Origin of the sequence: Acrocarpospora pleiomorpha (genome assembly GCF_009687885.1) — a bacterium.
In the GTDB taxonomy this organism is placed as follows: Bacteria; Actinomycetota; Actinomycetes; order Streptosporangiales; family Streptosporangiaceae; genus Acrocarpospora; species Acrocarpospora pleiomorpha.
This window is the reverse complement of sequence record NZ_BLAF01000026.1, coordinates 127,595-150,856: the sequence shown is the minus strand read 5'-3', so window position 1 is coordinate 150,856 and position 23,262 is coordinate 127,595. Positions and strand designations below refer to the sequence as shown.

22 protein-coding genes are annotated in these 23,262 nt (G+C 69.8%); 11 read left to right on the top strand and 11 right to left on the bottom strand.

The genetic code is table 11. The features are described from left to right. Positions 1–10: 10 nt before the first annotated feature. Positions 11–1,642, bottom strand: a complete 1,632-nt coding sequence (locus Aple_RS23650) for a chitinase (protein ID WP_155346853.1) — start codon at positions 1,640–1,642, stop codon at positions 11–13. A gap of 211 nt (positions 1,643–1,853) precedes the next feature. After that, the gene (locus tag Aple_RS23645) at positions 1,854–2,327 is read right to left on the bottom strand and encodes a GbsR/MarR family transcriptional regulator (RefSeq protein ID WP_218038485.1); all 474 of its coding nucleotides are present in this window, start codon (positions 2,325–2,327) and stop codon (positions 1,854–1,856) included. Between the two features lie 81 nt (positions 2,328–2,408). Between Aple_RS23645 and Aple_RS23640 the strand changes: the two genes are divergently transcribed. Then, positions 2,409–3,293 (top strand): ABC transporter ATP-binding protein, encoded by an 885-nt coding sequence (locus tag Aple_RS23640; RefSeq protein ID WP_155346851.1) that lies wholly within the window; start codon positions 2,409–2,411, stop codon positions 3,291–3,293. Beyond that, positions 3,290–4,861, top strand: coding sequence for an ABC transporter permease (locus tag Aple_RS23635; protein WP_155346850.1), 1,572 nt, complete (start codon positions 3,290–3,292; stop codon positions 4,859–4,861). Before Aple_RS23640 ends, Aple_RS23635 begins: the two co-directional genes overlap by 4 nt. Here the strand turns inward: Aple_RS23635 and Aple_RS23630 are convergent. After that, positions 4,858–7,614 carry an AfsR/SARP family transcriptional regulator gene (locus tag Aple_RS23630; protein ID WP_155346849.1) on the bottom strand — a complete coding sequence of 919 codons (2,757 nt, stop codon included), beginning with the start codon at positions 7,612–7,614 and terminating at the stop codon, positions 4,858–4,860. The two genes, Aple_RS23635 and Aple_RS23630, sit on opposite strands and share 4 nt — an antisense overlap. A 98-nt stretch (positions 7,615–7,712) precedes the next feature. Here Aple_RS23630 and Aple_RS23625 point away from each other — a divergent pair, with 98 nt between their 5' ends. Further along, positions 7,713–8,762, top strand: a complete 1,050-nt coding sequence (locus Aple_RS23625; protein WP_155346848.1) for a class I SAM-dependent methyltransferase — start codon at positions 7,713–7,715, stop codon at positions 8,760–8,762. 43 nt (positions 8,763–8,805) lie between these two features. On the opposite strand, the gene Aple_RS23620 is transcribed toward Aple_RS23625, so the two are convergent. Next, complete coding sequence (locus tag Aple_RS23620) at positions 8,806–9,963, bottom strand: YeiH family protein (RefSeq protein ID WP_155346847.1); 1,158 nt, start codon at positions 9,961–9,963, stop codon at positions 8,806–8,808. Next, the gene (locus Aple_RS55605; protein ID WP_281361599.1) at positions 9,963–10,097 is read right to left on the bottom strand and encodes a hypothetical protein; all 135 of its coding nucleotides are present in this window, start codon (positions 10,095–10,097) and stop codon (positions 9,963–9,965) included. Before Aple_RS55605 ends, Aple_RS23620 begins: the two co-directional genes overlap by 1 nt. A 125-nt stretch (positions 10,098–10,222) precedes the next feature. Between Aple_RS55605 and leuE the strand changes: the two genes are divergently transcribed. The 4 genes from leuE (at position 10,223) to Aple_RS23600 (ending at position 12,798) form a co-directional block, all read left to right on the top strand. Beyond that, positions 10,223–10,864: a leucine efflux protein LeuE gene (gene leuE, locus Aple_RS23615; protein WP_155346846.1), complete on the top strand. Its 642-nt coding sequence runs from the start codon at positions 10,223–10,225 to the stop codon at positions 10,862–10,864. 178 nt (positions 10,865–11,042) lie between these two features. After that, on the top strand, positions 11,043–11,675 hold the full coding sequence (locus Aple_RS23610; protein ID WP_155346845.1) for a VC0807 family protein: 633 nt from the start codon (positions 11,043–11,045) through the stop codon (positions 11,673–11,675). Continuing rightward, complete coding sequence (locus Aple_RS23605; RefSeq protein WP_155346844.1) at positions 11,656–11,943, top strand: hypothetical protein; 288 nt, start codon at positions 11,656–11,658, stop codon at positions 11,941–11,943. The genes Aple_RS23610 and Aple_RS23605 overlap by 20 nt, the downstream gene beginning before the upstream one ends. A 114-nt stretch (positions 11,944–12,057) precedes the next feature. Next, the gene (locus tag Aple_RS23600; RefSeq protein WP_155346843.1) at positions 12,058–12,798 is read left to right on the top strand and encodes an SDR family oxidoreductase; all 741 of its coding nucleotides are present in this window, start codon (positions 12,058–12,060) and stop codon (positions 12,796–12,798) included. 4 nt (positions 12,799–12,802) lie between these two features. Here the strand turns inward: Aple_RS23600 and Aple_RS23595 are convergent, their stop codons facing one another. Further along, a complete protein-coding gene (locus tag Aple_RS23595; RefSeq protein WP_155346842.1) occupies positions 12,803–14,116 on the bottom strand; it encodes a cellulose binding domain-containing protein in 1,314 nt (437 codons plus the stop codon). Between the two features lie 315 nt (positions 14,117–14,431). Here Aple_RS23595 and Aple_RS23590 point away from each other — a divergent pair, with 315 nt between their 5' ends. The 4 genes from Aple_RS23590 to Aple_RS23575 are packed head-to-tail and all read left to right on the top strand — an operon-like array spanning position 14,432 to position 18,000. Next, positions 14,432–15,235, top strand: coding sequence for a DMT family transporter (locus Aple_RS23590; protein WP_155346841.1), 804 nt, complete (start codon positions 14,432–14,434; stop codon positions 15,233–15,235). Positions 15,236–15,265: 30 nt separating this feature from the next. Beyond that, positions 15,266–16,468: a glycosyltransferase gene (locus Aple_RS23585; protein WP_155346840.1), complete on the top strand. Its 1,203-nt coding sequence runs from the start codon at positions 15,266–15,268 to the stop codon at positions 16,466–16,468. After that, on the top strand, positions 16,465–17,109 hold the full coding sequence (locus Aple_RS23580; RefSeq protein WP_155346839.1) for a DUF998 domain-containing protein: 645 nt from the start codon (positions 16,465–16,467) through the stop codon (positions 17,107–17,109). Before Aple_RS23585 ends, Aple_RS23580 begins: the two co-directional genes overlap by 4 nt. Positions 17,110–17,118: 9 nt before the next feature. Continuing rightward, the gene (locus Aple_RS23575) at positions 17,119–18,000 is read left to right on the top strand and encodes a phosphotriesterase family protein (RefSeq protein WP_155346838.1); all 882 of its coding nucleotides are present in this window, start codon (positions 17,119–17,121) and stop codon (positions 17,998–18,000) included. On the opposite strand, the gene Aple_RS23570 is transcribed toward Aple_RS23575, so the two are convergent. The 5 genes from Aple_RS23570 to Aple_RS23550 all read right to left on the bottom strand — a co-directional run bounded on the left by Aple_RS23570 (position 17,951) and on the right by Aple_RS23550 (position 23,231). Continuing rightward, complete coding sequence (locus Aple_RS23570; protein WP_155346837.1) at positions 17,951–18,853, bottom strand: alpha/beta hydrolase; 903 nt, start codon at positions 18,851–18,853, stop codon at positions 17,951–17,953. The two genes, Aple_RS23575 and Aple_RS23570, sit on opposite strands and share 50 nt — an antisense overlap. Positions 18,854–18,870: 17 nt before the next feature. Then, complete coding sequence (locus Aple_RS23565) at positions 18,871–20,268, bottom strand: NAD(P)/FAD-dependent oxidoreductase (protein ID WP_155346877.1); 1,398 nt, start codon at positions 20,266–20,268, stop codon at positions 18,871–18,873. Positions 20,269–20,392: 124 nt separating this feature from the next. After that, positions 20,393–21,181: an ABC transporter permease gene (locus tag Aple_RS23560; protein WP_155346836.1), complete on the bottom strand. Its 789-nt coding sequence runs from the start codon at positions 21,179–21,181 to the stop codon at positions 20,393–20,395. Continuing rightward, a complete protein-coding gene (locus Aple_RS23555) occupies positions 21,178–22,029 on the bottom strand; it encodes an ABC transporter permease (RefSeq protein WP_155346835.1) in 852 nt (283 codons plus the stop codon). Before Aple_RS23555 ends, Aple_RS23560 begins: the two co-directional genes overlap by 4 nt. Positions 22,030–22,031: 2 nt before the next feature. After that, entirely contained in the window at positions 22,032–23,231 is a 1,200-nt protein-coding gene (locus Aple_RS23550; RefSeq protein WP_174889865.1) for an ABC transporter substrate-binding protein, read from the bottom strand. Positions 23,232–23,262 lie beyond the last annotated feature (31 nt).

Here is a 23,262-nt window from a genome sequence, read left to right as displayed (position 1 = left end):
CGAGGATTCCTTAGGGAAGCGTCGCGAGGTGCGGCTTGACGGTCCTGGAGAAGTTCCAGTTGTTGCTGGCGTCCCAGTTGATCGACCAGGTCATCGCGCCGCGGATGGCCGGATACGCCCGCGGTGGCACGAAGCTCCCGCAGTTGGTCCTGGTCGCCAGGCAGGTGAGCGCCTGGTTGACCAGCGACGGAGAGATCACGCCGCCCCCCGCCGCGCCGGGTCCGGCGGGCAGGCCGAGCGCCACCTGGTCGGGCCGCAGGCCGTTCTCCAACTGGATGCAGGCCAGCGCGGTCATGAAGTTGACCGTGCCCTGCGAGTACGCGAAGGACTGGTCGCAGCCGAGCATCGAACCGGAGTTGTAGTACTGCATGTGCACGACGGTGAGGATGTCTTTGATGGCCAGGGCGAGCTTGAAGTACTCCATCCCGGTGGACTGCATGTCGATCGTCTGCGGGGCCATAGTGATGATCAGGCCGGAGCCGGCCTTGGTACGCAGCTGGCGGAGCGCCTCGCCCATCCACTGGGCGTTGAGGCCGTTCTCCAGGTCGATGTCGACGCCGTCGAAGCCGTAGCTCTGCATGATGGCGAAGACCGAGTTGGCGAACGTGGTCGCCGCGGAGGCGCTGGCCACCTGGACCCGGCCGAGCTCGCCGCCGACCGAGAGGATGACCTTCTTGCCGCGCGAGTGCAGGGTCTGCACGTCGGCCCGGAACTGGGCGTCGGTGTAGCCGCCGAGCGCGCTGGACAGGCCGGGGTCGAGGCCGAAGACGACCTGGCCCGGGGTGGCGGTGGCCTCGCCGAAGGCGATCGCGATCAGGTCGTACTCGTTGGGGACGGCGGACAGGCGCAGTTCGGTGGCCGGGTTGACGAAGTTGTGCCAGTAGCCGGTGAGGAAGTGCTTGGGCAGCGGGCCGATCGGGCAGCCGGTGGTGGAGCCGCCGGCCGGGTCACTGGCGACCGACTCGCCGACCGAGTTGTAGGCCCGCACGGTGTAGGTGTGCGAGGTGCAGACGCCGAGCCCGCTGACGGTGGCCGAGGTGCCGGTGACGGTGGCGCGGACGGTCGTGCCCTCGTAGACGCGGTAGCCGGTGACGGTGCCGCTGGAGGCGCCCCAGGACAGCGAGATCGAGGTGTTGGTGACGCCGGTGACCGACGGCGTGCCGGGCTTGCCGGGGGCGTTCGGTCCGGGCGGGGAGGGAGATGGCGACGGCGACGGCGACGGGTTGGTGCCGCCGCCGCAGGCCGCGCCGTTGAGGGTGCAGTTACTGATCACCGCACCCGCGCCGCCAGGACTGCCGTTGAAGCCGAAACTGGCGGTCCCACCTGGCTGGATGGTGCCGTTCCAGCCCACGTTGGTGAAGGTGAACCGCTGGCCGCTGCGGGTCATCGAGGCGTCCCAGAAGGAGCCGATGTTGGACCCGGTGGGCAGGTTGAAGGCGACCGACCAGCCGTTGATCGGCGTGGTGCCACCGTTGGTGATGACGAACTTGCCCTCCCACCCGGTGCCCCAGTCGGAGACCTTGGTGAAGACGGCGGTGTTGGGGGCGGCCTGCGCGGGGCCGGCGGCGAAGAGGACGGCGGCGAAGGCGACCACGACGGCGACGATCGCGGCCGGCACACGCCAGACAAACCTGCTCTGCATGTCACAACCTCTGCGGGGGTCGATGGGAAGGCATGCGGATCCGAGCGGCCGATGGACGGGCGGCCGCCCGTGTGGGCGCGTCTGGTGACGGGACGCAGAGGGAGGTCGGTAGTTGATGTTTCTTTTAGGAAAGTTTCCTAAAAGTTGTCGTGATCGTAGCCCCGGGCCCTGCCACCAGGCAAGGCCCAATTCATCTGGTTAACACGACATGTCAGTCAAGGCCGTTGTCGGCCTTGTGCTTCCGCCAGCGCTCCAGCAGCTTCGGCATCTCTCCCTCGACGAAGAGGAAGTAGTCGCGCATGGTGGCCATCCGCCGCCCGCCCGCGGTCTGTTCGCCGAGGGCCTGAACCGTCTCGTCCGACATGCCGGCCAGGACCTTGAAGAGCGCGCCCTTGAGGGCCGTGATCTCATACCAGGCGTCCGGCGGCAGCCGGTAGACATCCCGCCGCGACCCCGGCAGCGGTTCCCGGATGAGCATGCGCAGCTGGATCAGGTAACGGACCGCGCCGGAGACGGCCGCGGGACTGACGCCGAGGCGCTCACCGATGTCGGCCGCCGTCAGCAGCTCCTCATCGGCCGTCATGGCGGCCATCAGGACCCGGGCGGGCATCCGGGGGAAGCCCCAGTCCACCAACATCATCGCCATGCGTTCCGCCGACTGGCGGGCCGCTTCTTCGTCTCTCATACGCCTCCCTACGCAAACCATACGCGATTCAAAATCTCTACATCTTTCACAAATTTGTGAATACAGTGTAGCTTCTGAACCATGGAAAACGCCATCATGGTGTCCGGCCTCCACAAGAGTTTCGGCAGGACACACGCGCTGAACGGACTGGACCTGACGGTCGAGACCGGGGAGGTGCACGGCTTTCTGGGCCCGAACGGATCAGGTAAATCCACCACGATCCGCGTGCTTCTCGGACTCCTCAAAGCCGACGCCGGCTCCGCGCGGCTGCTCGGGGGAGACCCCTGGAACGACGCCACCACGCTGCACCGGCGGCTGGCTTACGTGCCGGGCGATGTCACACTCTGGCCGAACCTGTCCGGCGGCGAGGTCATCGACCTGCTCGGCCGCCTGCGCGGCGGCCTCAACAAGACGCGCCGCGCGGAGCTGCTGGAGCGCTTCGACCTGGACCCGCGCAAGAAGGGCCGGGCCTACTCCAAGGGCAACCGGCAGAAGGTCGGCCTGGTCGCCGCCCTCGCCTCCGACGTGGAGCTGCTCATCCTGGACGAACCCACCTCGGGCCTGGACCCGCTGATGGAAGAGGTCTTCCGGGAGTGCATCCAGGAGGAGAAGCGGCGCGGCCGCACCGTGCTGCTGTCCAGCCACATCCTGGCCGAGGTCGAGCTGCTCTGCGACCGGGTCAGCATCATCAGGAGCGGCCAGACCGTCGAGACGGGCACGCTCGCCGAGCTGCGCCACCTCAGCCGCACCTCGATCACCGCCGAGCTGGCCACCCCCATCACCGACCTGCCGGACGTGCACGACCTGCACGTGGACGGGACCCGGGTGCGCTTCCAGGTCGACGCCGACCACCTCGACGCCGTGCTCAAGCACCTCTCGCACGCCGGGGTGCGCGGGCTGGTCAGCCAGCCGCCGACCCTGGAGGAGCTGTTCAAGCGGCACTACGAAGTGGCGGCGCGGTCATGACCGGCACCTGGCACCTGATCCGGCTGATCCTGCGCCGGGACCGGGTGCTCCTCCCCCTCTGGGTGATCATCCTGTGCGCCCTCCCGGCCAGTTACGCGGCCAGCTACGCCGAGCTCTTCCCCAACGACGCGGCCCGCGAGCAGTACGCGCTCACCACCGCCGCCACCCCCTCCTTCGAATCCCTGCTCGGCCCCCTCTTCGGCAACTCCGTCGGCGCGCTCACCGCGCAGCGAGTCGGCACCGTGTACGCGATTCTCGCCCTCATCAGCCTGCTCACCGTGATCCGGCACACCAGGACCGAGGAGGACGCGGGCCGCCGCGAGCTCATCGCCGCCACCGTGATCGGCCGCCATGCCCCGCTGTCGGCCGCGCTGATCGTGACCGCCGCCGCCAACCTGCTGCTGGCGCTGCTGATCACGGTCACGCTGACCTCCTCCGGCCTGGAGGCCGGCGGGTCGTTGCTGCTCGGTCTCTCGATGGCCGTCGTGGGCATCGCGTTCGCCGGGGTGGGCGCGCTGACCGCGCAGCTCACCGAGAACGCGGGCCCGGCGCGCGGCCTGGCGATCATCGTGCTCGGCGTGGCCTTCCTGATCCGGGCGGCCGGGGATCCGGCGGATTCGTGGGTGTCGTGGCTGTCGCCGCTGGCGTGGGGGCAGCAGAGCGAGCCGTTCGCCGCCGACAAGTGGTGGGTGCTGCTGCTCCCGCTGGCGTTGTTCGTGGTCCTCGCCGGAGCCGCGTACCGGATCTCGGTCGGGCGGGACGTCGGCGCGGGGGTGCTCCCCGCCCGGCTCGGACCGGCCACGTCGACCACGCTGGCCAGCCCGTTCGCGCTGGCCTGGCGGTTGCAGCGCGGGCTGCTGATCGGCTGGAGCGTCGGCATGGGGGTGGCCGGGCTCGCGCTCGGCGGCACCGCGTCGGCGGTCATGGACGCCTTCGCCGACAATCCCGATATGGCCGACATCATGACCAGGCTCGGCGGCACTGCCTCGCTGGCCGACGCGTTCGTCTCCGGGCTGCTCGGCATCCTGGCCATCGCCGTCTCCGCGTACGGCATCCAGGCGGCGCTGCGGATGCGCGCCGAGGAGAGCGCGCTGCGGGCCGAACCGGTGCTGGCCACCTCGACCGGGCGGGTGCCGTGGGCGCTCAGCCACGTGGTGTTCGCGGTCCTCGGGCCCGCGGTCGCGCTGCTGGCGCTCGGCGTCACGCTGGGGATCAGCTACGGCGCCAGCATGGACGACGTCGGCGGCCAGCTGCCGCGCGTGATCGGCGCCGCCTTGGTGCAGCTGCCGGCCGTGGCCGTGCTGACCGGCCTGACGGTGGCCCTGTTCGGACTGCTGCCCCGGCTGTCCGCGCTGGCCTGGGGGGCGCTCGGCGCCTTCCTGCTGCTCGGCCAGATCGGCGCGGTCCTCCAGCTCGACCAGATCGTGCTGGACGTCTCCCCGTTCACCCACACGCCGCATCTGCCCGGCGGCACACTGAGCGCGACCCCCGTGCTCACCCTCAGCGCCCTCGCGCTGCTCCTGATCCTGGCCGGTCTGTACGGCTTCCGCCGCCGCGACGTCGGTTAAGCGGGGATCAGCTCCAACGCACGCAACGCGGTCTCCTCGAACGAACGCCGAGCGCCCTGCGCCCACGCGTCCGCGTACGCCTCGGGGCCCAGCCGGTGACGCGCCGCCGTGAGGGCGGTGTGCAGCCGGCGGGCCTCGATGCCGTACGAGGCGACCGGGGTGGTGGCCGCCAGCGTGCCGGCCAGCTCTACGGCGGCCTGGTCGCGCGCGGTTCTGGCGAGCAGCAGCACCAGGTTGCGCAGCGCGGTGACCAGCAGTGATCTGCTCTCGGTGGCGACCCAGTGGGTGATCACCTCGTGGAAGAGGCGCAGGGCCGGCTCGGCGGGGCCGTGCCTGCCGCGCAGGGCCACGCTCGCGGTGCGGACGACGCCGGAGACCAGGCGGTTGCCGATCTCGTCGGCGGTCACCCGGGCGGCCTCGAAGAGCTCCAGCGCGGTCTCCGGGTCGAGGTCGGCGAGGGCCTCGGCGAGGGCGTAGCGGGTGAAGCAGATCGCGGTCGGGTTGCCGGAGTCGAGCGCGAGCGCCAAAGCCTTGTCGGCATGGGCGGCCGCTTCGGCGTCGTCGCCGCCGTAGGAGTAGGCCAGCGCCTGGTTGCCGAGGCTGATCGCCTGCGCCGCGGGCTCCTCGTGGCTCTCGTGGGCCCGCTGGAAGGCGGCGACCGCGTCGTCCAGCGTGCCGTTGAACATGGCGATGTCTCCGAAGATCTCGGTCACCACCGGGGAGTCCGGGGCCAGCTCCACCGCCCGCGCGGCCAGCTTCAGGGCCTCGTCGAGGCGGCCCGCCATGGAGGCCTCCCACGCGGTGGCGGCCAGGCACTGGCCGGAACCGGCTGCCGCCCCCGGCCGGGCCAGCCGGAGCAGATCGCCGCGCAGCCGCCAGTAGGCGAACCGGAACAGCGGCCCGATCAGCCGGATCATGAGCTGGGGGTCGGCGTCCCTGGACCAGGCCCACGCGGCGCGGATGTCGTCGAGACGGCTTTCGACCCGGTGCGTCCAGGCCACCTCGTCGGGGCCGAACAGCCCCCGGTCGGCTTCCTCGGCGAAGCCGGCGAGCACCTCGGCGTGGCGGCGGCGGAACCGGTCCGCGTCGGGCAGCCGGGAGGCCGCGTACACCCGGAGCGTCTCCAGCAGCCGGTAACACCCGATCCCGGCCGAACCCGGGCGGGTGATCATCGACCGGTCGGCCAGCCGGGCCATCAGGTCGGCGACCCGCTCGGCGGGCAGGTCATCGTCGGCGACGACCGCCTCGGCGGTGCTGATGTCGAAGGAGGCGGCGAACACCGACAGCCGCAGGAACAGCCTCTGCTCGTCGTCGGTGAGCATGTCGAAGGACCAGTCGACGACGTCCTCCAGCGCGTGGTGGCGTCCCGCGCCGGTCCTGCGCAGCAGCGGGAACCGCGCGTCGAGGCGTTCGGCCAGGTCGTCCACGGTGAGCGAGCCGATCCTGGCGGCGGCCAGTTCGATGGCCAGCGGCAGCCCGTCCAGGGCGGCGCAGATCCTGGCGATGGAGCCCAGCAGCGCCGCGTCGGGGGTGAAGCCGGAGACGGGCACCCGGGCGATGAACAGCTCGATCGCGTTGGGCACGGTGAGGGGTTGCACGTCCACGACCAGCTCGCCGGGCACGCCGAGCGGCTCCCGGCCGGTGGCCAGCACGCGCAGCCGGGTGCCGGTCGCCAGCAGCGCGGTCACGGCGGCGGCGACGGCGGGCAGCAGGTGTTCGCAGTTGTCCAGCACGAGCAGCCCGTCCGCGCGGCGGGCCCACTCCCGCAGCGCGCCCAGCGGCTCGACGCCCGGCTCGGCGCGCACCCCGGCCGCCTCGGCGATGGCCGCGACGACGGTCTCCGGCTCGCGCAGCGGCGCCAGATCCACCCAGGTCGGGCGCTCCCCCGCCTGCTGGGCCAGCCGGGTCTTGCCGACCCCGCCGGGACCGACCAGGGTCACCAGCGGGCGCTGCGCGAGCGCGGTCGCGACCACCGCGATCTCCCGCTCCCGCCCGATCAGGCCGGGCGGCGGCTTGGGCGCCACCGCCACCGCCACCGCCACCGGCACGGGCCGGGCCTCGCCGCGCAGCAGCCGCTGGTGCAGGTTCCTGAGCGTCGCCGACGGGTCCAGGCCCAGCTCCTCGCGCAGGTTGTCGCGGTGCCGGGCGAAGGCGGCCAGCGCGGCGGGCACCCGGCCGGACTCGGCCAGCGCGTTCATCAGCAGGGCGACCGTGCGCTCCCGCCACGGCTCGGCGGCGGCCAGGCCCTCCAGCTCGGCCGCCGCCTCGGTGGCCCGGCCCAGCGCCAGCAGCGCGGCGGCGCGGTCCTCGCGGGCGGCCAGGCGCAGTTCGGTGAGGCGGATGGCGTCCGGGCCGAGCTCGGCGGCCATCGGACCGCGCCAGAGCGCGAGCGCCTGATCCAGCAGGGTGAGCGCCTGCGGGGACTGGCGGGCCTGGTCGAGGAGCAGGGTGAAACGTTCCGCGTCCACCGCCTCGGCGGGCGCCTCCAGGACGTAGCCGGGCGCGCGGGTGACGATCACCCCGCCGAGCGGGCCGAGCGCCTGCCGCAGCCGGGTGACGTAGGTCTGCAGCGCGTTGCGCGCGCTGCGCGGCGGGTCCTCGCCGAACACCTCGTCCACCAGCATGTCCACCGGGACCACCAGGCCACGGCGCAGCACGAGCGCCGCCAGCAGCGCTCGCTGTCTCCCCGCGGGCGCGCACACCTGACGCCCGTGCAACCAGGCCTCCACCGGCCCCAGAACCCGGAACTCCACGCCGTCACGATCCCCTAAGGCGTGACGGGGGTCTACGTACTTTTGCGTGTACGCGAGCCGTACGCGTCGTGCAAGTGGCGGCGGGCACAGTCACCGTCATGACTGATTCTCGTGACCTTCTCGCCGAGCGAATGATCGGCGACGTGACCACCGCCGCCGAGGTGCTGACCGTGCATCTCGGCCTCGAACTAGGCCTGTACCGCGCGCTCGCCGCCGGCCCTGTCACCGCCGCCGAGGGCCTGCCCGGCATCGCCCCCCGGTACGCCAAGGAGTGGCTGGAGCAGCAGGCCGCCGCCGGCTACCTGGACTACGAGGACGGCAGGTTCAGCCTGTCGCCCGCGCACGCCGAGGTGTTGCTGGACGCCGAGAGCCCCTACCACGTGGCGCCCGTGACGAAGCTGTTCGCCGGGATGGCGAGCGTGCTGCCCGAGTTGCTGCGGGTGTTCCGGACCGGCGAGGGCATCCCGTACGAGGCGTACGGCCGGGACGTCCGGCATGGGATCGCCTCCGTCAACCGCCCGATGTACCTCAACGAGTACACCCAGACCTGGCTCCCGTCCGTGCCCGACCTGCACCGGCGGCTGCGGGCCGAGCCGGGGGCGCGGGTGCTGGACCTGGGCTGCGGTCTGGGCGCGTCCTCGATCACGCTGGCCCAGGCCTACCCCCGGGTGCGGGTGCACGGCGTGGACCTGGACAAGACCTCGGTCGAGGAGGCTCAGCTGGCCGCCGCCGCGGCGGGGGTGGCCGACCGGGTGACGTTCGAGCAGGGGGACGCGCGGGTGGCCGTCGGCGCGTTCGACCTGATCACCGTCTTCGAGGCCCTGCACGACATGGCCGACCCGGGCGAGGTGCTGCGGGCCGCGCGGACCCAGCTCACCGACGGCGGTTCGATCCTGATCGCCGACGAGAAGGTGGCGCACGAGTACGCGGCCCCGGCCGACCCGGTGGAGCGTTTCCACTACGCCTGCAGCGTGCTGCACTGCCTGCCGGCCACGATGGCCGAGTCCCCGGACTCCGCCCACCTGGCCTCCGGCACCGCGCTGCGCGCCCCGACCGTGGCCCGCTGGGCGACGGCCGCCGGGCTCAGCTACACCGAGCTCCCGATCGACTCCCCGTTCTGGCGCTTCTACCGCCTTGCCCGCCCGTAAAAGTGAGACCGGCCACCATCCAGGGGTGGCCGGTCTCATTGGCCTATTCGACGGTGAAGCCGCTGAACAGCAGGGCGGCCAGGGCGAGGGCGAGCAGCAGGTTGACCACGGCGGCGGCGCCGAACACCGCGACCGGGCGCCAGCCGGCGGCGCGCAAGGACGCCGGGCGGAACTCCAGGCCGATGCTGACGAAGGCCAGGATGAGGAACCAGACCCGCAGGTCGTTGGCGACCCCGATGGTGGCCTTTCCGTCCGCGGCGGACACCGTGCTGAGATACCAGGTGGCCACGACCGAGGCGGCGATGAAGCCGAGCACGAACTTGGGGAACCGCCGCCACAGCTCGCCCAGGCCGGGAGCCGCCGCGTCCGGACGGCGCTCGACCCGGAACGCGAACCACGCGGTCAGCGCGATCACGACAATGCCGATCAGCGCGTTCTGGGTGACCTTGACGATGGTGGCGACCGCAAGCGCCTCTTCGCCGACGATCGCCCCCGCCGCCGTCACCGCCGCCGTGGTGTCGATGTTCCCGCCGATCCAGGCCCCCGCCACCTCCGGCGACAGCCCGAGCACGCTGGCCAGCCAGGGCAGAATGAAGATCGACGGCAACGCGAACACGATCACCAGGCTGGCCGCGTAGGCGAGCTGCTCCCGCTTCGCCTGTACGGCTCCCGCCGCCGCGATCGCCGCGCTCACCCCGCAGATCGACACGGCGGCCGACAGCAGCGCCCGGAGCTTGTCCTCCAGGCCGAGCTTCCCGCCGAGCCACCAGGTGAACAGGAACACCGAGGTGATCAGCACGATGCCCTGGATGATCGCGGGCCCGGCGGCGGTGACGATCACGCTCAGGTTGATCGACGCGCCGAGCAGCACGAGGCCGGTCTTGATGAAGAACTCGGTGCGGAACCCGCCCGCGAGCCGGTCCCTGACCCCGGTCGCGGTGAGCACCGCGTTGCCGAGCAGGCCGAGCAGGATCGCGTAGACGGGGTATTCGATGGCCGAGGCGAAGTCCCCCTCAAACCATTCGGGGACGTTCTGCTCCAGGTAGCGGGTGGCCGCGCCGAGCACGAGCACGGCCAGAACGCCGCCGGCGGCCCAGGCGAATGACGCCGTTTCCGTGGACGCCGGTTCCGTGGCCGGTGTTTCCGTGGCCGGTGTTCCAGGCTCAGGGGCGATGTCTGATTGCCGGTTCTCGGTGGTCATCAGGGCACCAGCCCTGTCGGGATGACGCCGGTCAGGACCAGGACGAGGAGCACCAGGCCGAGGATGGTCGCCGCCCAGTCCTCGTTGAACGCGGTGCGGGACTCTCTGCTGGTGGGGGGTTCGGGCTCACTCATGGGAGGGCCTCTCTGCAGGCTGGGGAGATTTCATGGTAATCCCATAGGGATTAGAGGTAAATATCCCCTGAGTGATCTACAAGATCAGGCGATACCGTGTTATCTCCGGCAGCACAGGGAGTGACATGTTCTTCGGGATCACCGACATCTGGACCTACGTCATCGGCGCGTTTCTGATCATTCTGCTGCCGGGACCCAACTCGCTCTACGTGCTCTCCACGGCCGCGCAGCGCGGCGTGCGGGTGGGCTACCGGGCCGCCGCCGGGGTCTTCGTCGGGGACACCGTGCTGATGGTGGCGACGGCGGCGGGGGTGGCCTCGCTGCTGCGGGACGCGGTGCTGTTCGCCATCGTCAAGTACGCGGGCGCGGCCTACCTGGCCTGGATCGGATTCACCATGCTCCGGTCGGCCTGGCGGTCCCGGCGCGGCGCCGCGACGGCACAAGAGGCCCCCATGGTGACTGCGGGGCATCCATTCAGGAAAGCTTTGGTGATCAGCGTGCTGAATCCCAAGGCGATCTTGTTTTTCGTCTCGTTCTTCGTGCAGTTCGTCGATCCCAGTTATGGCGCGCCCGCGCTCTCGTTCCTGATTCTCGGCGTGATCATTCAAATTTTCAGCGTTCTCTACCTGTCCGCGCTGATCTTTAGCGGCACTTTCCTGGCCACCCAGTTCCAGCGCCGTCGTGCCTTGTCAGCGGGCCTCACGTCCGTGGTGGGCGCGCTTTTCGTGGGCTTCAGCGCGAAGCTGGCCACCGCCAGCCTGGGGTGAACCCGGAGGTAAGAACCCTGTCACCTCAGGCTTGTCCCCTAGGGGATAGGCGTGTGCTCCCCTAAGGGTCAGGTACCTTTACTCACCAGCCATGGTCTGCCCCAGGGTTTTCAATACCTGCTCCGGGCAGGTGAAGAAACCTTTAGCGTCGGTTCGCCGTCGCTTGCTGAGGAGCCCCATGTCTCACCCTCCATTCGCCTTGCCCCGCGCCACCGCGATGATCAAGCAAGCGGTGCCGAGGATTCTGGAGGGCGTAATCGCACCGCTCGCGGTCTTCTATTCGGCGCTCTATCTGCTCGGCTTCGCCGGAGCGCTGATCGCGGCGGCGACCTGGGTGTACGGGAGCGTGGGGTGGCGGCTGATCCGGCGGCTGCCGATTCCGGGCACGATGATCGTGGCCAGCATCGCGATCACATTCCGGACCCTGCTCGGTCTGTGGACCAATGACCATGTCGTCTACTTCATCCAGCCGGAGATCGGCACGATCTGCATCAGCCTGATCTTCATCGCCTCAGTACGGCTGCGCCGCCCGCTGGTGCAGAAGCTCACGCTCGACTACATCCACCTGCCCTCGTTCGTGCTCAGGCACGAGCGCATGCGCCGGTTCTTCGCCCGGATCACCCTGCTCTGGGCGTTCGTGCTGCTGGCCAACTCGACCGTGAGCATCTGGCTGCTGGTGCATCAGTCGATCGCCGAGTACCCGCTGACCCGTGCGCTGGTGGTGGCGCTGATCACCGGACTGGCCTTCGTGGGTTCAGTTTGGGCGTTTCGTAGGGTATTGAGCCGTTTGCATGCGGAAAATCCGGCTTAGGGTCAAAGTCGCGCTCGGGGTGCTTCATGTCAGTTTGTCTGCTTTGTCGGGCGGAAATCCTTTTGGCATGAATGCTAAGAAGAAGAACCCACGTCAGCCCGGCACCGACCGGGACATTCGTCCTGGGGAGAACAACCCTCAGCCGCACCAGCGCCGGCCGGATGAGATGCCCGGCCAGCCCAACAGCAAGCCCGGCATGGGCAACCGTGAGCACGGCCGTGAGCCGGGTTCGCGGGACACGATGCCACCACGCCGTCAAGGCAGCTGATCGTCAAAGGCCCGGCAGGGTGATCTCCTCGATCGCCCTGCCGGGCCTTTCCCGCTGTTCCGGGCGTTGCGGTGACATGTCGTACGATCATTGACGGCTCTGGAAAGGACCGTCATGACCGGAAACTCCCTCGGCACCGCGCTTGTCACCGGTGCTTCGCGTGGCCTTGGCGCCTTCATCGCCGACCGGCTGGCGGCGGACGGCTGGCATGTGGCGCTCAACTACGCACATGACACCGCAGGGGCCACCGGGGTGGCTGAGCGCATCAAGGCGCGCGGGCATTCGGTCGCGCTGGCGCGGTTCGACGTGACCGACGAGGAGCAGGTGCGAGCGGCGCTGGCGGAGCTGGGGCCGATCGCGGTGGTGGTCAACAACGCGACCGGGCCGCAGCCGCTGATCCCGGTCGATCAGGTGACGTGGGAAGACCATCTGAAGCAGCTGCGGTTCTTCGTCAAGGCGCCGCTGCTGATCCTGCAGGCCGTGTTGCCGGACATGCGGGCGGCGGGGACCGGGCGGATCATCAACGTGGGCAGCGAGGTCGTCGACCTCGGTAATCGCGAAATGTCGGCATATGTGTCTGCCAAGGCCGCCATGCATGGGCTGACTCGTACGTGGGCCCGGGAACTCGGGCCGTACGGGATCACGGTCAACACGGTCGAGCCCGGATGGATTCCGGTGGAGCGGCACGCGGGGGTCACCGACGCCGAGTTCGCCGACTACCTGAGGGGAACCGCGCTCTCGCACATGGGGGAGCCCGCGGACGTGGCCGACGTGGTCGCCTTCCTGGCGTCCTCGGACTCCCGGTACGTGACCGGTCAGCGTCTCGCCGTCAACGGCGGCAAGACGATGACCTGACCGGTCAGCCGCATCTGATGGCGGACGGTCCCGGTGTCGACGGGCCGTTGCCCTGGAATCCGAAGGTGGCGGTCGCGCCCGCGGCCAGGTTGGGCGCCCAGGCGGGACCTCTGATCGTCCAGGTGCTGCCGCTGGGGGTGATGACGGCGTTCCAGGCGCTGCCGAGCGTCACCCCGGGCGGGGCCGTCCAGGTGATCGACCAGTTGTTCCAGGCCGTGCCGGTGTTCCGCACGCTGACACTCGCGTTGAAGGCGCCGTTCCAGGAGTCGGTCACCTGATAGGTCACCGTGCACCTGCCCGACGGCGAGGGCGAAGGGGAGGGCGACGGACTGGGAGACGGGGAAGGCGAAGGAGACGGCGAGGGGGACGGGCTAGGCGAAGGCGAGGGAGAGGGCGACGGGCCGTTTGTCGTGTAGGTGGCCGCTGTATACGGCTGACCGCAGGGCGAGCAGGACGCCGGCAGGCCGAAGCTGTAGATCCGCCCATTGTTGATCAGGTTGTTGGCCGCGTCCCGCACCCGGATCTGGAATTGCGACCCGCCATTCGTGGTCCCGCCGATCACATACGACTGTCCCATGTCGCTGTTCATCTGCGCGGTCTGCCAGGCCCCGTTCGCGAAGTACTCCACCCCGTGAATGCCATTGGCCAGATGCGACACCGCGATCGCGGGCCACCACACCTGCGCCCCCTGCATAAACCCGATCTTGATATCCCCGGTGTAATTGGGCGCCGGCACGAACTGCCACGTCAACCGCCGGTTGTTCCAATGATTGGGATACATGTCCCCCACCGGCGCGCCATTCTTCACGAACGCGTTCAGCGACGCCTTCGCCAGATCCAGATGGTACGGATCATCCCGGCACCACCCGTTGGAATCCCCGCAACTATCGGCCACCTGCATGGTCAGCGTGGCTCCGTTGTACGCGTCCGCCACCCACGACCCGTTCCGGCAGAACGCCTGATTGGGCGCGCCGTCATTGACGCCCGTGCAGTAGTCGGCCACCGACACCTGCACCCACCGCCCGCAGTTGAGCCCGTTGTTCCACATCCCGGCCTTCGCCAGGTTGGCCCCGGTCAGCGGCCGCGGATAGAACGAGTAATCCCCTGGCGTGTTGTACACGTTCAGCGCCACGAAATGCTGCGAATCCAGCTGCCCCTGCGGCAATCCGCACCCTCCGTACGGCGAGCCGAGCGCGTCGAACCAGGTCCCGTTCCCGGTGACCGGACTGGTCGGATCGGGCAAGGCGTACCCGGCCTGCGGCCACACCAGCACCGCGACACACAGAACGATGAACAGCGTCCATCCACGACGGATCATGACAAGTCCCCTCGGGCAGCGACGGGTCGTGACAGCCGGTCGCATCGTTGACCCCCAGCCGGGAACCGGTCAAGAAAGCAACCCCACACGCACCCCCGAGGTGCGGCGATCCGTGCACGTTTCATCCCCTAGGGGCACGTCAGGGATCCCCCACCGAAGTCAGGGGTGATCCCGGATGGTTCCGTACCTCCCGGTCGGCGAGGCTGCGATTACCCAGGTGCGAGACAGCGGAAATCTCACGTTTCCTGCCTGGATGCCCGAATGAGACTTTCCCGCCATCGGGCCATGTCTTCATGCGGAGGAGAGGGGAGACGCATGACTGTGCTCGCGGCGGCGGTGGCGCTGATCGGATCGCTGTTCTTCGCGCTCGGAGCGGCGTTACAGCAGTTCGAGGCGGCCTCGAAGGGGGAGTTCAGCCTCCGGGTGCTGCTGCGGCGGCCTCGCTGGTTAGTCGGCGGGGCGTCCATCACGGTCGGCGCGGCGCTGCACCTCTTCGCGCTGAGCCTCGGCCCGCTGACCGTGGTGCAGCCGATGGGGGTGGCCAGCCTGCTGTTCGCACTGCCGATCGCGGCGGGGCTGCACGGCAGGCGGCCCGCGAAGGCCGAGCTGGCCGCCGCGTGCGCGGTGAGCATCGGCCTGATCGCGCTGGTGATGATGGTCCCGGCGGCCACCGAACCACCCCATCTGACCGGCGCGGACGGGGTGGCGATGCTGACCGGCGCCGCGCTCGTCGCGCTGCTCTGCTGGGGGGTGGCGTCGCGGGTGAGCCCCGCGCCCAGAACCGCCCTGCTGGCCATCGCGGCCGGGGTCATGTACGGCGCGACCGCCACCCTCATGCGCGTCCTGGTCGAGGGCACGAGCTGGGATGTCTGGCTGATCGCGGCCATCCCGTTACCCGCGCTCGCCGCCCTGATGCTGCTGCAGCGCGCGTACGCGATCGGGCATTTCGCGGTCGCCTTCGCCGCGCTCCAGGTCACCGACCCGCTCACCGCCGTCACCTTCGGCGCCCTTCTCCTCGGCGAACCCCTGCCCGCCAACGGCCTGGCCGCGACCGCCGCGGCCCTGGTGGCGGCGGCGGGAACCGTCGCGCTGGCCCGCACGACCCCCCTCACCCGCTGATCCCCTCCCCCGCCGATCGGAGCCCCCCACATGACCGCCGCCGCCCCCGAAGCCGCCCCCGTCGCCGTACGGCCCCAGCGGGTGCTGATCGCCACCGACACCTACCCGCCGGACGTGAACGGCGCCGCGTACTTCACCCACCGCCTGGCCACCGGCCTGGCCGCCCGCGGCGTGGAGGTGCACGTGGTCTGCGCCTCCGACGACGGCAAGCCGAGGCTGGACCGCGAGGACGGCGTGGTGCTGCACCGGCTGCGCTCGACCCGGCTGCTGGTGCACCCGACCATGCGGGTGACCGTGCCCGCCGGGCTCGGCCGGACGGTGGACCGGCTGATCGAGCGGATCGGCCCGGACGTCGTGCACACCCAGGGGCACTTCGTGGTCGGCCGGGCGGCGGTCGGCGCGGCCAGGCGAGGCGGCGTCCCGGTGGTGGCGACCAACCACTTCATGCCGGACAACCTCTTCCAGTTCGCGCACATCCCGTCCGGGCTCCGGAATCGGGTCGGCGCGCTGGCCTGGCGGGACTTCAGCCGGGTGTTCGCCAAGGCCGATCACGTCACCACCCCGACCCCGATCGCGGCCGGACTGCTGACCGGCAAGGGCTTCGGCCGCGAGGTGGAGCCGGTCTCGTGCGGCATCGACCTGCGCCGGTTCCGGCCGCAGCCGCGCGCGTGGGCCCGGCAGCGGTTCGGCGTGCCCGACCGGCCGACGATCCTGTTCGTCGGGCGGCTGGACGAGGAGAAGCGCCTGGAGGAGCTGGTCAGGGCCCTCCCCCAGGTCATGAACAGCGTGGACGCGCAGATCGTGCTGGTCGGCAGCGGGAACCGGCGGGAGAGCCTGGAACGGCTGGCCGCCCGGATCGGGGTGGGGGAACGGGTCCGGTTCCTGGGCTTCGTGCCCGACGCCGACCTGCAGGAGGTCTACTCGGTGGCCGACGTGTTCGCCATGCCGGGCGTGGCCGAGCTGCAGAGCATCGCCACCCTGGAGGCGATGGCCACCGGGCTGCCGGTGGTGGCCGCCGACGCCATGGCGCTCCCCCATCTGATCGACGGCAATGGTTTCCTCTACCCGCCGGGCGAGGTGCGGGAGCTCGCCAAGCACCTGGTGACCATCCTGTCCGACGCCGAGCTCCGCGCCACGATGGGCCGGGCCAGCCTGGCGCTGGCCGCGCGACACGATCATGAGCGGTCCCTGGCGCGGTTCGAGCAGATATATCTGGAGGTGTCGTCTCGATGAGAAAGCTCGCGGTGGCCGGGCCGAGCGTGGCGCTGGTCCTGATGGTGGCGCTGCACCTGCTCTACCCCGGTGTGGTCGACCCGATGCAGGGCCTGCTCAGCGACTATGCGCTCAGCGAGGCCACCGGCGCGCTGTTCCTGCTGGGCATGATGGCGCTGGCGGCGGGCGCGTGCGCGGCGGCGTACCAGCTGGCGGAAGTGGATCCGATCCGGAGCGCGGCGGCGCGGGTGCTGCTGGTGATGGCCTCCGCGGGCCTGGTGCTGGGGGCGATCTTCCCCACCGACGCGGCGCCGGTGGTGGAATCGCTGGCCGGCGAGATCCACCGCTGGTCCACCGCGCTGGTGTTCACCGCTCTCCCCGGCGCGGGCTGGATCCTGGCCCGCCAGTCCAGGACGCCGCTGCCGGTGGTCCGGGCGCTGGCCCTGACGAGCGTGGCCGTGCTGGCGTCGTTCCTGCTCAGCCACCCCGGTTCGCCCATGGCCGAGCTGATCGGCGGGCCCGAGTTCTACGGCCTGCTGGAACGGCTGCTGGTAGTGCTGGAGATCGTCCTGCTCATCGTGATCGCCGGTGTCGGACACAAACCGCAGACAACTAGTAAAGAAATTCCAGCGCACGCCCCCTATGCGGAAAACATTCGTTAATGTCCACACATGTCCTTCAACGACGTGCGTATCCAGACGGTGACCGGCACCCTACCGGCCTCCGTCTTCGACGGGCCGATCCTGCCGCACGAACATCTGCGTACGGACACCCGCTGGGGCATCGGCGTGGACTCCGACCCCCGGCGCTGGCTCGACGAGGAGGCGTACGTCACCGGCGAGCTCAAGCGTCTCGGCCGTGACCACGCGCTCAACCTGGTCGTCGAGCACACCGCCCTGGGCGCGGCCAGGGACACCGCGGCGCTGGCCCGCCTGTCGGCCGGCAGCCGGGTGGCCGTGGTCGCGTCCACCGGGTTCGCGGCCGAGCCGTTCGCCGGTGACCTGATCCGCCGCAACGGGGTCGACGACCTCACCGGCGACCTGCTCCGCGAGATCGGCGTCGGCCTGGACGGCACCAGCGCCCGTCCGGGCCTGATCGTCACCTCGGCCTGGCAGGAGACCCCGTCCCCGGCCGAGGAGCGCGCCGCCGTCGCGGTGGCCCGCGCCTCGCTCCGGACCGACCTACCGGTGGCCGCCGACTGCCTCGGCCTGCTGGAGGTCCTGCTGACCAGCGGCGTGCCCGCGGGCCGGGTGAGCGTGCGGGCGGCCGACCACCTGGTGCAGCGCAAGATCGCCGAATCCGGCTCGTACGTGAGCGTCACCGGCGCCGAGGACGTGCTGGCCCTGCTGGAAGCCGGGCACGCCGCCCGGATCCTGCTGAGCAGCGGCGTGGCCCGCCAGGGCGACGTGGCGGGCTACGGCGGCGACGGCTACGCGCGGCTCTTCGACCGGGTGCTGCCCGCCCTGGTCAGGTCCGGCGTGGACGCGGCCACGATCCGGCTGATCACCCAGGAGAACCCGGTGCGCTGGCTGGCGCTGCCAGGTACGCGCTGAGGAACTCCGCCGTCGCCGCCACGGCCTGGCTCACGTAGGGCTCGGTGTCGTACAGGTCGATGTGCAACCGCGCGTCCAGCCAGACCAGCTTCTTGGGCTCGTCCAGCCGGGAGTGCACGGCGTGCGCGCCCTCCGGCGAGCAGTAGGCGTCCACGACGCCGTGCACGAGCAGCCCTGGCTTGGGCGACAGGAAGTCGGCGCCCATCAGGTTGTCCATGGTGATCAGCTCAAGGACCGACGCCCGGGTCACCTCGTCGCGCCAGTGTTCGGCCGCGCCCCGCTCGGTGCCGTAGTAGGCGAAGGGCTCCTCCCCCGGCATCGCACCGCCCTCGCCCACGGCGGGCACATACTCCACCGGCCCGCCCTGATCCTGGCGTTCCAGCACCTCTCCGAAGCTCGCCAGCGCGCCCTGGTACCCGTCCGGGCCCATGCCCTCGCGCATCATGTAGGGCGAGTTGTACGCCCCCGCGATCCCCACGAACACCTTCACCCGGGGATCGAACGCGGCGAACCGCAGCGCGTAACCGCCGCCCAGGCAGATGCCGACCGCGCCGATCCGGTCGGCGTCCACCTCGGGGCGGGTGCGCAGGTAGCCGACGGCCGCCCGCAGGTCCGCCAGCTTGCCCTGCGGGTCCTCGTGGCTGCGCGGCTGCCCGCCGGACTCACCGAAGTTGCGGTGGTCGAAGGCCAGGGTGACGTAGCCGCGTTCGGTCAGGCGTTCCGCGTACAGGCCGGTGACCTGCTCTTTCACGCCGGTGAACGGGCCGGTGAAGACGAGGGCGGGATGCGGGCCCCGGCCGTCCGGGACCCGCAGCTCGCCGATCAGGGGGATGCTGGTGAACTCAACTCTCATACCTCGCAGTCTGCTCGCTAGGAGTCGAATCCGAGGCCGAAGCGGTCGAGGGTGCGCAGCCACAGGTTGCGGCGGCCGCCGTTGGCGTCGGCGCGGGCCAGTGACCAGCGGGTGAGCTGGATGACGGCGGAGCGCACGGGTTCCGGCGGGAACGGCACGGGCTTCTCCCGGACCATGCGCAGGCGGGTGCGTTCGGTGTCGAGGCCGTCCAGCAGGTCCAGCATGACGTTGGCGCCGAACCGGGTGGCGGCCACGCCGAGGCCGGTGTAGCCGACCGCGTAGGCCAGGCGGGAGCCGTACCCGGTGCCGTAGAAGGCGCTGAAGCGGCTGCAGGTGTCGATCAGTCCACCCCATTTGTGGGAGAAGCGCACGTCCTCCAGTTGCGGGAAGGTCTCGTAGAAGTGTTCGGCCAGGGTCAGGAAGGTGGCGTCCCGCTGGTCGTAGCCGATCTTGACGCGGCCGCCGTTGTAGTAGATCGCGTCGTAGCCGCCCCACAGGATGCTGTTGTCGTCGGTGAGCCGGTAGTAGTGGAACTGGTTGGCCGAATCGCCCATGCCCTGCCGGTTCTTCCAGCCGATCGAGGCGAGTTGTTCCGTGGTGAGAGGTTCGGTCATCAGGGCGTAGTCGTACACGGGGGCCAGGTAGTGGCGCAGGCGGCGCAGCAGCGGCGAGAACGCGCCGGTGCCGAGCGCGACCCGGTTGGCCCGGACCGTCCCGTAAGGGGCGGTCAGCCGGAGCGCGGCGCCGTCCTTGACGATGTGCTTGATCGGGGAGTGCTCGTAGATGCGCACCCCGAGCTGGAGGCAGGCCAGGCGCAGCCCCCAGGCCAGCCGGGCCGGGTCGATCATGGCGCAGTCGCCGCGCTCCCACACCCCCGCGATGTAGGTCGGCGAGTTCACCTCGGCCCTGACCTGGTCGCGGTCCAGATACTCGATGTCGGCGCCGAGCTCGCGCCCGATCGTGTGCACCTCGCTCATCTCGCCCAGCTGCCACTCCTCGGTGGCCACGTTCAGCTCGCCGGTGCGCTCGAAGGAGCAGTCGATGCCGTAGCGGGCGATGGTCTCCTCGATCGCGTTGAAGTTCTCCACCCCGAGCCGGTGCAGGTCCGCGATCTCGTACGGCCAGCGTTCGAGCCCGTTGGCGAGCCCGTGCGTCAGGCTGGCGTGGCAGAACCCGCCGTTGCGCCCGGTGGCCGCCCAGCCCACCCGCTGCCCTTCCAGCAGCACCACGTCCCGCCCGGGATCACGCTCCTTGGCCAGCAGGGCCGTCCACAGTCCGGAGAAGCCGCCGCCCACGATGGCGAGATCGGCCTGGGTATGGCCGAAGATCCGCGGCAGCGGCTCCGGCTCGAAAGGATCCTCGTCCAGCCAGTACGGCTTGCGCTCCGCGTCCGCGAGCGCCTTCAGCGGATCCACAAATTCCACTTCCCTTACACAAATCGCGATTTATACGGGGTCCCCCCGGGTTTGTTCCGGTCTCACCTCTCTCGTGCGGTAGCCGAAAGCCCCCTCCCCGGCAGGGAAGGGGGCTTCTCACGATTTATCTGGCGGCCCGGCGTCTGGACGACACCGAGTTGGCGATGGCGACCAGCGCGCCCAGCGCGAAGATGAGCGTGCCCATGACGTTGACCTGCGCGGGAATGCCCACCTTGACCGACCCGATGATCCACAACGGGAAGGTCTGGGTGGATCCGTTCACGAAACTGGTCACCACGTAGTCGTCGATCGACAGCGCGAACGCCAGCATCGCCCCCGCCGCCACGCCTGGCATGATCGACGGCAGCGTGACCAGCCGGAACGTCTCCCACGTGCCGGCCCCGAGATCGCGTGCCGCCTCCTCGAGGGAGGGATCCAGCACCACCACCCGGGCCCGCACGGTCACCACCACGAACGCCAGCGAGAACAGCGTGTGCGCGATGATGATCGTGATGTGCCCGCGCGGCGCGTTCGCCGACACGAACAGCGACAACAGCGAGGCGCCCATCACCAGTTCCGGCGTGGAAATGGCCGCGAAGATCAGGAAGTTGGTCAGTCCCTTGCCGCGGAACCGGTAGCGTCCCACGGCCAGGCCCAGCAGCGTGCCCAGCGTCGTCGCCAGGATCGTGCTGACCACGGCGATGACGATCGAGTTGATCAGCGCCTCGGTCAGCCCGTCGATCGCGAACAGCTGCTGGTACCACTTGAGCGTGAACCCCTGCCAGGACGTGTTCGACTTGGACTTCTTGTCGTTGAAGCCGAACACGATCATCACCGCGATGGGTGACGACAGCCAGAGGATGATCAGCCAGGTGTACCAGTGCAGGACGCGGTCGCCGAGTCTGTTTCTCATCGGGCCGCCGCCTCCAGCACGTTGTCGGTGCCGAGCGTCCGCGCGTAGATGAAGATGCCGATCAGCAGCACCGCCATCAGCGTGAACGACAGCGCCGAGGCCGTCGGGTAGTTGCTGTTCACCAGGTACTCGGTCTGGATGATGTTGCCGATCATCGTGTTGCCGGTGCCGCCCAGCACGGCCGCGTTGACCGGGTCGGCGGTGGCCGGCACGAACGTCATCAGCACGCCCGCGAACACGCCCGGCAGCGACAGCGGCAGCACGACCCGGCGGAACGCGTCGAACCGGGACGCGTACAGGTCGTAGGCGGCTTCGATCACCCTCGGGTCCACCCGCTCAAGCGCCACGTAGATCGGCAGGATCATGAACGGCAGGAAGTTGTAGACCAGGCCGCCGATCACCGCCACCGTCGTCGCCAGGACGTGGAAGTCGGTCGGCAGCACCCCCCAGCCCTTCAGCGTGCCGAACAGGATGCCGTCGTCGGCCAGCAGGAAGCCCCACGAGATGGTGCGCAGCACGAACGACACGAAGAACGGCAGCAGCAGCAGGAACAGGTACATCGACTTGCGGTTGCCGCCCTTGAAGGCGATCCAGTAGGCCACGGGATAGCCCAGCAGCAGCATCAGCAGTGTGGCCACGCCGCCGTACACCAGCGAGCGCACCAGCTGGGTGCTGTATTTCGCGATCGCGTCGGAGTAGTTGGACACGCTCAGCGTCTGCGCGAAACCCTCGATCAGGTTCCCGGTGGTGAGCGAGACCGAGGCCATCGCCGCGATCGGCACCACCAGGAAGATGCCCAGCCAGAGCCAGCCCGGCAGCGCCAGCCAGTACGGCGCCCTGCGTCCCATGCTCAGCCCTGCGTGATCGACTGGAAGATGCCGTTGAAGACCGTCTCCTCGGCGGCGGTCAGCGTCTTGTAGCTGCGCAGCTTGGCGTAGTCCTCGTCGGACGGGAAGATCAGCGGGCTCTCGGCCAGCGCCTTGGCGTCCTTGTCGTCCTTGGCCGCGAGGATGGCCTGCACGCCGGGGACCGGGGTCACGTACTGGATGTATTCGGTGAGCTCGGCCGCGATCTCCGGCTTGTACATGAAGTCCATCAGCATCAGCGCGTCCACCGGGTTGGCGGCGCCCTTCGGGATCGCCATGTTGTCCACCCAGATCGTGCCGCCCTCGGCGGGCACCACGAACTTGACCGGCTCCCCGGCCAGCTGGCGCTGGAACACGTCGCCGGACCAGGCCTGGGACAGCCAGATGTCGCCCTTGGCCACCGCGTCGATGTAGGACTGGTCGTAGTACTTGCGGACAACCCCGCTGTCGCGCTGCTCCTTGAGCTTGGCGCCGGCCTTCTCCCAGTCGGCCTGAGTGGACTTGTCGGGGTCCACGCCGACCGCGAACATCGCGAAGTTGGCGATCTCCTGGGCGTCGGCCATCATGCCGACCTTGCCCTCGTACTTCTTGTCGAACAGCGACTGGATGCTGGTGATGTCCTCTTTGACGTACTTGGTGTTGTACGCGATGCCGGTGACACCCGCCTGCCAGGGAATGGTGAACTGGTTGTTCGGGTCGAACGAGGGGTTCTTGTACTTGGCGCCCGCGTTGGCGGCGAAGGTGGGCAGCTGCTTGTGGTCCAGCGCGACCAGGTAGCCCAGCTGGATCATCTTGGCCAGCTGCAGGCCGTTGGTCATCACGATGATGTCGTAGCCGAGCGGCTGCCCGGCCCGCAGCTGCGGCTCGGACTTGCCGAAGAAGTCGGCGTTCTCCTGGATGACTTCCTTGTATTCGTAGGAGATCCCCGTGGCCTGCTGGAACTTCTTCAGCGGGCCCTGGTCCTCGGGCATGTACTCGGGCCAGTTGGCGAAGACGACCTGGCCGTTCTTCTTCTGCGTGGACCAGAAGTCGGCCACTTCGCTCGGCTTGGGCGGCGCGGCCTTCTGACCTTGTACGCCACAGGCGGCCAGCGCCAGACCGGCGGCGGAGAATCCGGCGACGCGGAAGGCGTCCCGGCGGGAGTATCGCGACTGCGTCATACCGCGCAGGAGGGGGTGGTTCATCTCGGGCTCCGGAGGGGGTGGGAACGTGGTG